The 14,723-nt window shown below is 52.2% G+C and carries 7 protein-coding genes; all 7 read left to right on the top strand.

Annotated features, from left to right (window positions below; genetic code table 11):
- Window positions 1-508 precede the first annotated feature (508 nt).
- The 7 genes from B156_RS0118400 (at window position 509) to B156_RS0118365 (ending at window position 14,723) form a co-directional block, all read left to right on the top strand.
- Window positions 509-3,859, top strand: coding sequence for a SusC/RagA family TonB-linked outer membrane protein (locus B156_RS0118400; protein ID WP_245563778.1), 3,351 nt, complete (start codon window positions 509-511; stop codon window positions 3,857-3,859).
- 19 nt (window positions 3,860-3,878) lie between these two features.
- Complete coding sequence (locus B156_RS0118395; protein WP_018621244.1) at window positions 3,879-5,645, top strand: RagB/SusD family nutrient uptake outer membrane protein; 1,767 nt, start codon at window positions 3,879-3,881, stop codon at window positions 5,643-5,645.
- Window positions 5,646-5,950: 305 nt separating this feature from the next.
- Window positions 5,951-7,075, top strand: coding sequence for an alpha/beta hydrolase (locus B156_RS0118390; protein WP_018621243.1), 1,125 nt, complete (start codon window positions 5,951-5,953; stop codon window positions 7,073-7,075).
- Between the two features lie 106 nt (window positions 7,076-7,181).
- On the top strand, window positions 7,182-8,825 hold the full coding sequence (locus B156_RS0118385; RefSeq protein WP_018621242.1) for an amidase family protein: 1,644 nt from the start codon (window positions 7,182-7,184) through the stop codon (window positions 8,823-8,825).
- A 301-nt stretch (window positions 8,826-9,126) separates the two neighbouring features.
- Window positions 9,127-10,167 (top strand): LacI family DNA-binding transcriptional regulator, encoded by a 1,041-nt coding sequence (locus tag B156_RS0118380; protein WP_018621241.1) that lies wholly within the window; start codon window positions 9,127-9,129, stop codon window positions 10,165-10,167.
- A gap of 53 nt (window positions 10,168-10,220) precedes the next feature.
- The gene (locus tag B156_RS0118375) at window positions 10,221-11,462 is read left to right on the top strand and encodes a mandelate racemase/muconate lactonizing enzyme family protein (protein WP_018621240.1); all 1,242 of its coding nucleotides are present in this window, start codon (window positions 10,221-10,223) and stop codon (window positions 11,460-11,462) included.
- 129 nt (window positions 11,463-11,591) lie between these two features.
- Window positions 11,592-14,723 (top strand): SusC/RagA family TonB-linked outer membrane protein, encoded by a 3,132-nt coding sequence (locus B156_RS0118365; protein ID WP_018621238.1) that lies wholly within the window; start codon window positions 11,592-11,594, stop codon window positions 14,721-14,723.

The raw sequence follows: 14,723 nt of genomic DNA, 5'->3' as shown, positions 1-14,723 counted from the left end.
CAGCTGGTTTCCTAAAGTAGTAAGAAGTTACAGCGCTGCTCATGGTCTTAACTTATATTTTTCCCACCTTTTTTTGTACGAAATGAGTATAAAAGCACTATTTACGTCATTTCATGACAAAAATTCGGTTTGCGTGCAAAAACACTATGGACTCCCGGCCAGTACTGATTTCGTCTGCGATGCAGCTTTATGTTGGCACGCTGTATCCCACACCTGTCAGCGTTACGGCAATAAAGCTTCGGTTATTGACAACCGATAAAACGCAAAAAGTATGTTCATAAACCTTACTATTCGGCAAACACTAGCGTAACACTATGCGCCTACTTTTGCAGCCCTACTCCGTCGTGTCAGCCTTGAATCTACCCTGGTGAACCCCTTTCCAGCACCCCGATGCACTTTTTCAGTCAATTGATGCATCATACGAAGCAGGTAAGGAGCCGGTTGTGAGTACGGCCAAAGGCTGTGCGGTCAACAAAATTTTTACACTTAAATAAATACCTCCAAGCTTATGGAAAAATGTCTACTTTATCGGAGTCGGTGCACGAAAATGGCGTTGGCTCCCCTGCTCATTACCTGCCTGCTTATGGGCACAGCCTGGGCCACCGATGGGCCCTCGCCGAAACGGTCAGACCAGCGGCTTACCACGCAGTTACGGAACGAAGCGGTTAAGGCGAATACCGTAAATCAGGCGTTGATAACGCCTGCCCTGGCGGCTGATGTTACGGTTACGGGTATCGTCACCGACGAAAAAGGCGACGGCATGCCGGGCGTAAGCGTGGTACTGAAAGGTACCCAGCGGGGAACCACGACCAGTGCCGAAGGCCGGTTTTCGCTCGACGTACCCAACGCCACATCAGTACTGGTCTTCTCATTTGTTGGCTACCTGCCGCAGGAATTAACGGTGGGGAATCAAACCCAGCTGAAGGTGGGTCTGAAAGTAGATACCAAATCGCTGGGCGAGGTGATTGTGGTGGGGTACGGCACCCAGAAGAAAGCGAACCTGACGGGAGCCGTTGACATGATTACCGGCGACGTTTTCGACAATCGCCCCATGACCAACCTGAATCAGGGCCTTCAGGGCGTTTTGCCCAACCTTAATATCAAGCTGGGGGATGGCAAGCCCAATCAGGCACCTAGTTTCAATATTCGGGGTACTACTTCCATTGGGCAGGGGGGCAACGCACTGGTACTTATCGATAACGTAGAAGGTGATCCCAGCCTGCTGAACCCGAATGACATTGCCAGCATCACCTTACTGAAGGATGCGGCCTCCGCTTCCATTTACGGCGCAAGGGGTGTGTTCGGGGTCGTACTCATTACAACGAAGAACCCATCGGCCGGTAAAACCAGCATTACCTATTCCAGCAACTTCTCCCTCAAGAGCCCCATTGCACGCCCTGACCTGGTAACCGATGGCTATACCTGGGCATCCATGTTTGCCGAATCCTTCGTCAACTTTGGGGGTACGTTCCCTCAGAATGTGAACAAAACGCTCAAGTTTTCCCAGCCCTACCTGGCCGAACTGAAAAGACGCTCTGAAGTAGGCGGACTACCCGATGTAGAGGTTGACCCCGCTACGGGTGAGTACGTGTACTATGCCAGCACCGACTACTACGGCCACCTGTATAAAGACAAAACAACGTCCAATGAGCATAACCTCAGCATTTCGGGCAGCAGCGAGAAAGCGAGTTATCTGTTGACGGGCCGGTACTTTGGGCAGGGGGGATTGTTCCGGTACAACTCGGATGATTACCGCGTGTTTAACTTCATGGGCAAAGGCTCTATTCAGTTGTACCCCTGGTTGCGGGTACACAACATGTCGCAGTACTCCGACATGAAATACCACAATCCCTTAAATGTGGGCGAAGGCGGTGGCGTGTGGCGCAATATTGCCGACGAAGGCCACCCGTTGTCTCCCCTGCTGAACCCCGATGGGTCAATCACCTTTTCGGCGGCTTACAGCATTGGTGACTTCTATTACGGCAAAAACGGCATCGACAACAACAAAAAAGTATTCCGGAATACAGCGGGTTTTGCCACTGAATTCTTCAATAACAAGTTCAGAGTCAAGGGTGACTTCACCATTCAAAACACCGATAACAACGACCGGACTAAAGCCGTACCCGTACCGTACAGCACCAAGCCGGGCATCATTTCCTACATTGGCACGACCTCAAATTACATTAACGATGTGTACCGGGAAACGGCCTACATGACCACCAACTTCTATACGGAGTACGAAAACACGTTCAAAAGCGATCATTACATAAAGGCGCTGGTGGGGTACAACTACGAGCAGTCCAACTACAAACGCCTGGCGGCCCAACGCAACGGGCTTATTTTTGAAGATGCCAACGACATCAACCTGGCCCTGGGGCAGGCTATTGTAACATCCGGCGGCTGGGAGCGGTGGAAAATTCAGGGTGGTTTCGGACGGCTCAACTACTCCTACAAAGACCGGTATCTGCTGGAAGTGAATGGTCGGTACGATGGTTCGTCCAAGTTTCCAGCCAACCAGCGGTTTGCCTTTTTCCCTTCCTATTCCGTAGGCTGGAGACTCTCGAAAGAGTCGTTCTGGAATGTGCCGGGCCAGGTTGTTTCTGACCTGAAGTTCAGGGCATCCTACGGCTCACTCGGCAACGGAAACATTGACTCCTATGCTTACCTGGAGCAGTTTGGCATCTCTCAATCCGCCCTTATCCTGAACGGTCAACGGCCGCAGCAAACCCGCAACCCAACGGTAGTGCCACAGGGACTTACCTGGGAAACGGCCACCACCACCAACGTCGGTATTGATTTGTCGATGCTGTCCAACCGCCTGACCTTTGTGGCTGACGCCTACGTTAGAAACACGACCGATATGTTTACGGTGGGCCTGACGCTGCCAGCCGTTTTTGGCGCCACGGCCCCCAAAGGGAACTATGCCGATCTGCGAACCAAAGGGTGGGAAATGATGCTCTCGTACCGGGATAAATTCATGACCGGCACTAAACCGTTTAACTTCGATGTTCGCCTGACCCTGGCCGATTACAATGCCGTGATCACGAAGTACAACAACCCGCAAAAGCAGTTGAGCGACTATTACGAAGGGCAGACGCTGGGCGAAATATGGGGCTATACGACCGATGGCTATTACACCTCAGCCGATGATGTAAAAAGCAGTGCCAGCCAGAACCTGTTCAGAAGTGCATCCAGTGGACTGTGGTTTCCGGGCGATATCAAGTTTAAGGACACGAACGGAGATGGAGCCATTACGCCGGGTTTGAGCCGGGTTTCTGACCCAGGCGACCGCTCCATTATTGGTAATTCAACACCCCGCTATACCTATGGCGTTATGCTGGGGGCTGACTGGAACAACTTCTTCTTCTCGGCCTTTGTGCAGGGTGTTGGCAAACAGGACTGGTATCCAAGCCGGGAAGCAAACCTGTTTTGGGGACAGTATAACCGACCTTACGGCGACATTCCCAAAAGCCAGCTCGGTAATATCTGGACGGAAGACAACGTGAATGCCTATTTCCCCCGGTACGTGTCCCGCATTGCCAGCAACGCCAACGGGACGCTGGCGGCCCCGCAAACAAAATACCTGCAAAACGTAGCGTACATGCGCCTAAAAAACATTCAGTTAGGCTACAACTTACCCAGAGCCGTAACGTCAAAAATCGGCTCTTCAGCAGCGCGGGTTTATCTCTCAGCCGAGAATATACTCTCGTTATCACCCCTGTACAAAATTACCCGCGATATAGACGTAGAAAGTGCGGTAGCGTCTGACCAGGTATTCAGTCCCGGTGGCAACGCCGGCGATGGTTACAACTACCCGATTCTGAAAAGTGTGACCTGTGGTTTGTCTATCACTTTCTAACCCTACAAAACGTACGATCATGAACGCAAAATATAGCCTTATACTGCTGTTTACCCTTTTACTGACGGGGTGTAATCTGGAGGAACTCCCGGAAGCGACCACCACCAAAGGCCCCATTTTCAGCAGCGAAAGTGGCCTGGTGCTCTACACCAATTCGTTTTATAACATCCTGAACGGGAAAAACCTGCACCGGGCCGATGCCATGTCCGACTACTTGGCTCGGAAAGACAGCCCGGCCTTTATTACGCCTGGCAACTACAGTGCGCAGGTGAGTTCGGGCTGGTCGTGGTCCGATTTGAGAAACATCAATTACTTCATTCAGAATTGTAACAGCCCCGCCGTTCCGGTAACGGTCAGAAAGAACTACCTGGGCATTGCCCGGTTTTTCAGAGCCTGGTTTTATTTCGATAAAGTGAAACGGTTTGGGGATGTGCCCTGGATTAACAAACCGCTTGATGTATCGGACACCGAAATCCTATACCGGGAGCGTGATTCGCGGGTGATGGTGATGGATTCGGTGCTGGCCGACCTGGATTACGCCAGTCAGAATATTACCACGGCCAGCGAACCAACCCGCAGCCTGATTACCAAATACGTGGCCTACGCCTTCAAGGCGCGGGTAAGTCTGCACGAAGGCACCTTCCGGAAATACCACACGAAGTTGAATCTGGGCAGTTCGTCGGCCGGGTTGCTGAATCAGGCGGCCGTAGCCGCCAAGAAAGTAATTGACGAAGGAGGGTACAAGCTGTATGACGGAGCCGGGGTCGATCGATCCTACCGCCAGGTGTTCATCAACCCCGCCCCCATTGGCACGGAAGTTATGCTGTCTGCTGTTAATGACCTGGCCCTTAATAACCTCAACGATGGCAACTGGTACTGGACCAGCGGCACCTACGGCGATAAGGCCAGCTTTATCCGAACCTTTATCAATACGTACCTGAAGATTGATGGTACGCCTTTTACCAACGACCCGGCGTATAAAACAACGTTGTTTAAAGATGAAGTAAAAGGGCGCGACAAGCGGCTCCAGCAAACCATTCGTACTGGCGATTATAAACGCATAAATGCGGGCGTTCTGGTACCGGCCCCTCCCCTGTTTTCCTATACGTTTACGGGGTATATGCCCATAAAATGGACGCTGGATGATATGTACTACGACACCCGTGATTTGAATATCAACTCGGTATCCATATTTCGCTATGCCGAAGTGCTGCTGGCTTACGCCGAAGCCAAAGCCGAGCTTGGTACCCTTACGGATGCCGACTGGGCACTGAGCATTGGGGCTTTGCGCAAAAGAGCAGGTATCACCGGTGGATTAACCGCCAAACCAACGGTTGCCGACCCTTATTTACAGGCAAACTATTTTCCGGGTATTACGGACCCTTCACTGCTGGAAGTTCGCCGGGAACGCGGTATTGAACTGTGCCTGGAGGGATTCCGCTTTGATGACATCGTCCGGTGGAAACGGGGTGAACTTATGGAAATGGAGTGGAACGGTATGTACGTTCCCGCCCTGGATACGCCATTAGACTTAAACGAGGATGGTATTCTGGACGTAGCGTTTTACAAGAAGTTGCCCACCAAGGTTGCTGGCGTTACGTACGTAGACGTATCACCTACCATAGCGGGCAAACCCAATTCGCAGTTGTTGACCGGCGACACATCGGGCGAACTGACCTGGTTGAACAACATTCCCAGGAAGTGGGAAGATAAACACTACTACTACCCCATTCCGTCAGCCGATATAATCACCAATCCTAAACTCGGGCAAAATCCGGGTTGGTAAGCTACTCAGCTGATTTTCCGGAAAACCAGTTTCTTCTAGGACCCCGGCCTACCAGTCGGGGTCCTGGTTTTTGTTGTCCATGCAGTATAATCTGGTATGGGACGACTGGTGTCATCGAACTATTTAATCACTTCCACACGGTCCACCCCTGAGCGTAACTCCCCCCGCATGTTTCGTAGTCGGACAACAGGCTCGAAAACAGCTCAATCGCCCTGAAAAAACAAATCCCTTAAACCCATGTTTACTACTGCATTGTCTTCTGTTTATCAATCACAAAAAATTCTTCAATGACATCACAACGGCATATGAAACAGGGTCTACCCACCTTAACGGTTTTGTCAATTCTAGCCCTGGCATCCTGCACCACAAAAACCACGGAAACGACCAGCACCGACACTACGGTTATCAATCAATCTGAAACAACCCAGCAATCGGGTAATTTGACGCCCACTCAACCAAAACCGGCCTGGGGTAAGGACATGACCGACCCAATGGCGGTTGTGATTGAGAAACTAGCCAGCTATAACGCTCCGCCCCTGGTTAAACTTTCGGCTCCGGAGGCCCGCCAGCAACCAACACCTGCCGATGCTGCCATGGCCGTTATGAAAGAGCGAAACCTGCCCGTTCCGCCCAACAATGTTGATACTACGGGGAAAGACATCCCCGTTCAGGGCGGACAGATTCACCTGCGCATATACACCCCCAAAACCGGCAAGAGTGCCTATCCCGTTATTGTTTATTACCACGGCGGTGGCTGGGTTATTGCTAACCTGGACACGTACAACGCTTCGGCCCAGGGGCTGGCCAATCAGGTTGAGGCCGTAGTGGTATCCGTTGCTTACCGGCAGGCACCGGAACATAAGTTTCCCGTTGCGCACAATGACAGCTACGCAGCCTACGAGTGGACCGTTAAAAACGCAGCGTCCATAAAAGGTGACCCCAAGCGGATTGCGGTAGTGGGCGAAAGTGCCGGGGGTAACCTGGCCGCTGCCGTAAGCATGATGGCCAGGGATAAAGGCCTGCAGTTACCCGTACATGAAGTGCTGGTGTATCCCATTGCCGGGTATGATTTTACAACGCCTTCCTACATGGAGAGTGACAGTGTAAAACCCCTGAGTTCCGGGTTGATGAAGTGGTTCTTTGAAAAATACCTGAATAGCCCGTCTGAAGGGAAAAATCCAATGATTTCGCTGGTGACGGCAAACCTGAAGGGCCTGCCGCCCACCACCCTTATTTCTGCCCAGTATGACCCGCTCCGGAGCGAGGGCGAAACGCTGGCCAATAACCTGGAAAAAGCGGGCGTGTCTACCAGTCATAAAGTATATAACGGCACAACGCACGAATTTTTCGGCATGGCCGCCGTGGTTCCCGCAGCAAAAGAAGCGCAGGCCCTGGCCACTACCGAACTTAAAAATGCCTTTACCAGGTAAACTCAAAACTATTCTGACAAAAAAGCAATGCTTCACAAAGCATTGCTTTTTTTTGTAGCTTATATTGAACCCCGTTTCCAATCAACAACCTAAAAAAGCAACTCTGATGAATAAAGGAGTTTTCCTGCTATTGTTTGTAACGGCTTCCTATGCCGTGGCCCAGACAACCAATATCCCCACCTGGACGCCCTACGATGAGGCTGACGAACTAGCCAAAAACGCGACCCATGAATCCCAGCGCATGCGCTATAAACTTATTCAGTCTAAAAACCTGGATAAAAACGACCTCTGGAAGAGCATGGCGGGTCAGTTGGGCCGTTTCTCGCAGCAAGACTACCAGGCCCTCAAACCGCTCATTCTGGAGCAGGATATCCCCACGTTGCAGGCTAACATCAAATCCGGCAAACTGACCTACGAAAAATTAACGCAGTGGTATCTCTACCGAATTCTTACTTACGAAAACGACCGGAACAAAGCCCTGAACAACCTGATTTCTATCAATCCGAAGGCTGTAGCTGAAGCCCGCCAACGGGATAAAAACAAAGCAAAGGCTACCCACCCCCTGTTCGGGATGCCCATTATCCTGAAGGATAACATCAATTTTGAGGGATTACCCACTACTGCCGGGGCGCAGGCGTTCAAAAACAATTCGGCCAAAGATGCCTTCATTGTGGATCGGCTACAGGAGAAAGGCGCTATTATTCTGGCGAAGGCCAACCTGAGCGAGTGGGCCAATTTTATGTGTCTGGACTGTCCTAATGGCTACAGTGCTATGGGTGGCCAGACGCTGAACCCCTACGGACGGAAACAGTTCGACACGGGCGGGTCGAGTTCGGGCAGTGGCTCAACCGTAGCGGCCAACTATGCCGCCGGGGCGGTAGGCTCCGAAACGTCGGGTTCTATTCTATCGCCGGCGAGTGCCAACTCGCTGGTGGGGCTCAAACCCACAACAGGTTTATTGAGCCGGGGTGGTATTGTGCCCATTTCGAGTACGTTTGATACGCCCGGCCCCATGACCCGCACGGTTACGGATGCCGCCATTCTACTCTCCGCCATGACGGGCGAAGACCCCACCGATCCGGCTACAAAAGGCAACCCCAAAAACAAAACCTACTGGCAGGATCTACAATCGGGCAGCCTGAAAGGGGTTCGCTTTGGTGCTTATACACCCTTCCTGAAAGACTCGCTGTACAAAGCGACAGTCGAGAAAATCCGTTCGCTGGGCGGCACGGTCATCGACATCGAGCTGGAGCAGGCCACGAACGAAGGCTTCAGTACGCTGCTGAATGCCGACATGACCGCAGACCTTCCGAACTACATGAAGAACTACGGCTCGGGTTCGCTTCCCTACCAGTCGGTGGCCGATATTGTAGCCTATAACAAGCTGGACTCGGCCAACCGAATGCCCTACGGACAGGGCCGTTTTGGGGGCGTACTCAAGACCAACATCAGTGCGGACGAAATGGCCCAGTTGCGAACCAGTATCCGCAAAAACGGGGTCAGTTATTTCGAAAAGCCCATGCAGCAGCATCAACTGGATGTAATCCTGTCCATCAATAACCGAAGCGCGGGCCTTGCCGCAGCGGCCAACTACCCCTGTCTTACGGTGCCCATGGGTTACCGGCCCAACGGCGAACCCGTTGGTATTACATTTATTGCCCGGCCGTATGAAGAGGACAAACTCCTGAAACTGGGCCACGCCTACGAGCAGGCCACCAAAGCCCGTAAACTTCCGGAAGCTTATAAATAAGGCAAGTCTGTAATACATTAAATCAGAAAGCCGTCCTGCGCATCAGGACGGCTTTCTGATTTACCGATGAGTTGCTTTTTGCTCAGACATATGAATGGATCATCTACAACTTCTGACTCAGGGAGACCCTCTACTCCTGTTCTGGTGCTTCTTCTGCGCATTCGCCATTGAATTGGTTGTATAAGGCTGTAGGACAGCTTACTGATAGGCGAACCTCCAGTCTTGTAAAAAAATACAAAAAAAAGTAAAAAACTTTTTTGATTAACCGATTAAGCATAAGTTTGTCCATAATTATTATCCGATGAGTGCAAAAAGAACGTCGTTAAAGGACATAGCTCAGGAAGCGGGCGTTTCTACGGCTTTGGTATCGTATGTACTGAACGGCAAAGAGAAAGAGAGTCGGGTAGGGCCGGAAATTGCCACCAAAATCAGGGCAATAGCCATCGCCCTGAATTACCAGCCCAATCACGTTGCGAAGAGTTTACGAAGCGGAAAAACACAGACTATTGGCCTGATTATCGCCGATATATCGAACCCCTTTTTCGCCAATATTGCCCGGATTGTTGAAGACGAAGCCAAACGTAATGGTTATACGGTCATTATCGGCAGCTCGGATGAGAACGCCGACAAGTCGCGGGATTTGCTGAATGTATTGATTAACAGGCAGGTAGATGGGTTTATTATCGTGTCGGCCGAAGACTCGGCCCAACAGGTACAGTTGCTGAAAGAAAAGAATATCCCGTTTGTACTGCTGGATCGGTATTTTCCGGATATGCAAACGGATTTTGTGTCGACCGACCATTACCGGGCTGCTTACGACGGGGCCAGTCACCTGATTACCAACGGCTACAGACGCATTGGTATGATTGCCTACAAATCGGCTATGTTCCATATGCAGGAGCGGATACGGGGGTATCAGGACGCGCTGAAAGATGGCGGGTTGCCCTTTCAGAAAGGATATCTGAAAAAAATCAGATTCACCCACATCGAACAGGAAGCGAAGGTGGCTATTGATGAACTGACAAAGACCGATAAACCCGTTGATGCGCTGATTTTTGCCACCTACGGATTGGCAATAAATGGACTGATTTACCTGAACGAACAAAAGTTGAACGTACCGGATGATGTAGCCATCGTCAGTTTTGGGCAGGCCGAAGCATTTGACCTTTATTACTGCCCCATTACTTACCTGAAACAACCCATTGACCTATTGGGCCAAACGTCCGTTAGCCTGCTGGTAAAAAAGCTGAAAGAGTCTCCCGATGAACCCGCTCAGATACTCATGAATGCCGAACTAGTGGCCCGAAACTCGTCGAAACCAAAACGAATCCATCAACACTGAGTTTCACTTCTTTGCTTAAACGATTAAGCTGACTATTCCTTACCTTAACATCTATGCAACGCAGACGTTTTTTACAATCAGCCCTGCTCGGCTCAACGGCGGCTCTGGCCGGTCTTCCGCTCCTGTCGGCTGCGACAGCACCCAAACTGAAGATCACCAAAATCCGGTATTATGCGGCCCCCGGTTATACCAAGCCTCTGTTCAACCAGGCGAGGGGCATCGTCGAGATTCAGACCGATGGGGGCATTGTAGGCATTGGCGAGGGCGGCTCCAAAGACATGGTGGAGCAACTGGCGCAGATGATTATTGGCGAGAATCCATTTCGCATCGAAGACATCTGGCAGCGGCTTTACCGGGGTATGTTTTACCCGCCGGGCCGCGAGAAAATCCACGCTCAGGGGGCTATCGACATGGCCCTGTGGGATTTGAAAGGAAAAGCCCTCGGCGTGCCGGTGTATGAACTCCTCGGTGGAGCCACGCGGGATTATATTGAGTGTTACGCCACCGGGTTCCGGGCCTCCAAAGCAACCACCGAAGAAGGCCGGGCGCAGGATTGCATTAAAGCCGGACTGCGGGCTTACCGCATTGGTCCCACTGGCGGCAACGGCGATCAACCCTTCGATTTCTACGAGAACGCCAAAAAGACCATCGACCTCTGCAAGCGCATCGACGCGGCCGTGGGTGGCAATGGCAACTGGGCCATCGACCTCCACACCCGCTTCGATACCACCGAGGGAGTGAAAATATGCCGCGCCCTCGAAAACTTAGAGCCTTATTTCGTAGAAGACATCATCCGGTCAGAAAACCCGGCGGTTTACCAAACCGTACGAAGCATGACCACCGTACCCATTGCCGTCGGCGAGCAATTCGGTGACCGCTGGGACTCGAACGAGTTAATCGAGAACCGGCTCATTGATTACACCCGCTTCACGCTGCCCAACACGGGCGGCATCTCGGAGTTCAAGAAACTGGCTTCCATGTGCGAGACGCACTATGTAGGCATGATTCCGCACTTTACCGGCCCGCTGTCAACAGCCGCCCTGGTGCATACGCTAGGTTCCAGTAGCCCCATGCGGTGCCTGATGGAACTGGGCGGGGGCGAACCCGAACGCCCGGCCTACTTCAATGACGATTTTATCAATTTCAAAAACGGCAAACTTTACCTCAATCCCGAACCGGGCTTAGGTGTAAAATTCGACCCGAAGAAAGCCACGCTCGTGCTGGAAGTAACCGAAAACACGAAGTTTCCGCATCCCGTTCTGAAAAGCCCCGACGGAGCAATTCATAACTGGTAAACAGCTTCCGGTATTGGGTTTACGGTAAAGAGCAGTCTGAAGGCACTCATACTGACCGCTCCTCGCCACCATAAACCCAAACGGATAAACTGCAAACGCTTAATCGCTAACCCAAAATCCCCTTTACCCATGAAAAAGTTTACTGGATTACTTGTCTTGTTGCTGTTATGTGTGGGCTTTGGATACGCCCAGACAAACCGTGTTACCGGTACTGTTACCGGAGCCGATAACCAGGGGTTACCGGGCGTAAACGTGCTGGTGGGAGGTACCTCTACCGGAACCACTACCGATGCCGATGGGAAATACGCCATCAACGCGCCCAACAATGCGTCGCTGGTTTTTTCGTATATCAGCTACCTCAGTCAGACGGTGCCGGTCAACAACCGCTCCATCATCGATGTAACATTAGTAGAAGATGCCAAAGCTATCGACGAGGTAATCGTTACAGCACTGGGTATTAAGCGCGAATCCAAAACGCTGGGCTACGCCACGGCTACGGTCAACGCCGAGCAGATTAACGTGAACCGCACGCCTAATTTTGTGAGCGGGTTGCAGGGTAAAATGGCGGGGGTAAACATCACTACGATGGGAACCGGCCCCGCCGGAACGGCTAAAATCCGCATTCGGGGGCAGTCGTCGTTTAGTGGCAACAACTCCCCGCTGATTGTGGTAAACGGCGTACCGATTGACAACTCAAACTACGCTCTGGGCGGGGATTTTGGCACGCGGGCGGCCAACAGCTCCGACGGGGGCGATGGCCTGAGCAGCATCAACCCTGACGATATTGAAACCATGACCGTGCTGAAAGGGGCCACCGCTGCCGCTCTGTATGGCTCACGGGCCAAGGACGGCGTGGTGATGATTACGACCAAAAACCGGGGGAGCGGCAAAGGCTTCGGTGTGACCTACAACGCCAACTTCACCACCGACACGCCGTTGGACTACACTGATTTTCAGTACGAATACGGGCAGGGCGAAGGCGGCAAACGACCTACTACCCCTAACCCGACATCGGGTGTGTGGAGCTTTGGTGAGAAGTTTCAGCCGGGCATGACGCAGGTGCTGTTCGACAATAAGACGTACCCGTATGAGCCGGTCTACAATCGGGTAAAACAGTTTTACCGCGTGGGTACGAACTTCACCAATACGGTTACGGTAGCCAATAACACGGAAAAAGGTGGGTTCAGCCTATCGTTCGGCAACACCGACAACAAGGGAATCATGGAGAATAATACCTTCAACCGGAAGGTGATTAACCTCGGCTTTACCCAAAACATTACCAATCGGCTGACGGCGTCGGGAAATATCAACTACTCGAAGGAAAATAACATCAACCCGCCCCAGTTGAACACCCAGGATTTCTCGGTTTCGACCGTCATCTTTACGCTGGCCAACTCCATGCCGTTCGACGCCCTGCGCGACAATCAGACCAAGCCCAACGGCGATGAGTTCGTGTTTTCACGGTTTCTGGTGCGCAACAACCCGTACTACTCCATGAGTCGTCACTTCGAGAACATCAATCGTGATCGGCTCTTCGGCAACATCGCCCTCCGATACCAGTTTACCGACTGGCTGTCGTTGCAGGGCCGGATTGCCCAGGATTCGTACGTCCGCAACCAGGATTATAACATTCCCAATGGTTACGCGCCCATTCCGCAGGCACCCGTTGGCTACGTAAATGGCTCCTATACGCAGGACGTGCGCCAGAACCTGGAGCGCAACATCGACTTCCTGCTGACTGTTAACAAAACGTTCGGCAAGATTGGCGTGGATGTTAACCTTGGCGGTAACGCCCGCTACGCCCGCAACGATTATAACAGCGTAACGGTGCAGGATTTTGTGCAGCCGGGGCTATATACGGTGGCCAATGGGCGGATTAAAAACCCCATCTACCAGTTGGCCGAAAAAAACATTAACTCCCTCTACGGGGCGGCTACGATCTCCTACAAAGAGTTTCTGTACCTGAGCGCCACGGCCCGGAACGACTGGTTTTCGACGCTCGCTCCCCAAAATCGCAGCATCCTGTATCCATCCGTAACGGGCAGTTTTGTTTTCTCGCAGGCCTTCGATAACCTGCCTTCCTGGCTGTCGTTCGGCAAGTTACGGGCGGCCTACGCCCAGGTGGGTTCAGACAATGTGGCTCCGTATTCCAACGCGTTATATTACTCCGTCGACAACAACTCGTTTCCTAACCCGGCGGGGCAACTTGTACCGCTGGGGGGTATCAATGCCAGCGTAGTACCCAACAAAAACCTGCGCCCACTCCGCATTCAGGAAGCCGAGGTGGGTATGGAACTGAAATTGTTCCAGAACCGGGTTGGGTTCGATTTAACGTATTACCACAAAACCACCGACGACCAGATTCTGGCGGCCCAAATCTCCGATGCCTCGTCCTACACCAGCAAGCTCATCAACGTGGGCCGGAGCGCGAATCAGGGTCTGGAGATGCTGTTGACGTTCTCACCGGTTTCGAGTACCGACTTCCGGTGGGATGTGAGTGCCAACGCATCCTACAACACCTCTAAAGTGCTCAAGCTGGGCCTGTCGCCCAATGACACCATCATCACCGTCAGCAGCGGTGGGGGGCGCAATCTGGCGCAGGTGGTTGGCAAGCCCATTGGGCAGCTATACACCTTCACCTACCTGCGCGATGCCCAGGGGCGGCAGGTTTTTGACGCCAAAAGCGGGTTGCCGCTTCGGAACAACACGCTGCAAAACGTGGGGAATGCCCTGCCTAAATATTTTGGCGGCATTACCAACACGTTCACCTATCGGGGAATTGCCCTGTCGGTCCTGATTGACTTCAAACTGGGCTTTAACATGATTGCCGGACGGAACATCAACTACGTGCGGCACGGTCTTTCGAAACGAACGCTGCCAGGCCGCGATGTGGGCTATGTGATTGGCGATGGGGTGAACCCAAACGGCGAAGTCAACAAAACCCAGACGGCGGTGCAGCCATTCTACGAATCCATCAATCCGTTGGGTATCAATGAAGATTTTGTGACCAGTGCCGGTTTCTGGAAACTACGTCAGATTTCGCTCGGCTACGATTTCACCAAACTACTGCCCAGCGGCTTTTTCATAAAGGGAATACGTCTGAACGCCGTAGCCAACAACGTACTGATTATCAAGAAGTGGACCGAGAACATGGACCCCGAAGAAGCCCTGGTATCATCAGACAACGGCGTCGGCCTGGACTTCTGGCCGGGTCTACCGCCTACGCGGAGTGTCGGGTTCAATTTGAATGTGAAATTTTAG

The organism is Spirosoma luteum DSM 19990 (assembly GCF_000374065.1).
Taxonomy (GTDB): Bacteria; Bacteroidota; Bacteroidia; order Cytophagales; family Spirosomataceae; genus Spirosoma; species Spirosoma luteum.
This window is presented reverse-complemented; position numbering and strand designations above follow the sequence as displayed.

Coding starts and splice junctions, on each gene's coding strand:
- B156_RS0118400 (WP_245563778.1), top strand. CDS start 509: ATGGAAAAATGTCTACTTTATCGGAGTCGGTGCACGAAAATGGCGTTG.
- B156_RS0118395 (WP_018621244.1), top strand. CDS start 3,879: ATGAACGCAAAATATAGCCTTATACTGCTGTTTACCCTTTTACTGACG.
- B156_RS0118390 (WP_018621243.1), top strand. CDS start 5,951: ATGAAACAGGGTCTACCCACCTTAACGGTTTTGTCAATTCTAGCCCTG.
- B156_RS0118385 (WP_018621242.1), top strand. CDS start 7,182: ATGAATAAAGGAGTTTTCCTGCTATTGTTTGTAACGGCTTCCTATGCC.
- B156_RS0118380 (WP_018621241.1), top strand. CDS start 9,127: ATGAGTGCAAAAAGAACGTCGTTAAAGGACATAGCTCAGGAAGCGGGC.
- B156_RS0118375 (WP_018621240.1), top strand. CDS start 10,221: ATGCAACGCAGACGTTTTTTACAATCAGCCCTGCTCGGCTCAACGGCG.
- B156_RS0118365 (WP_018621238.1), top strand. CDS start 11,592: ATGAAAAAGTTTACTGGATTACTTGTCTTGTTGCTGTTATGTGTGGGC.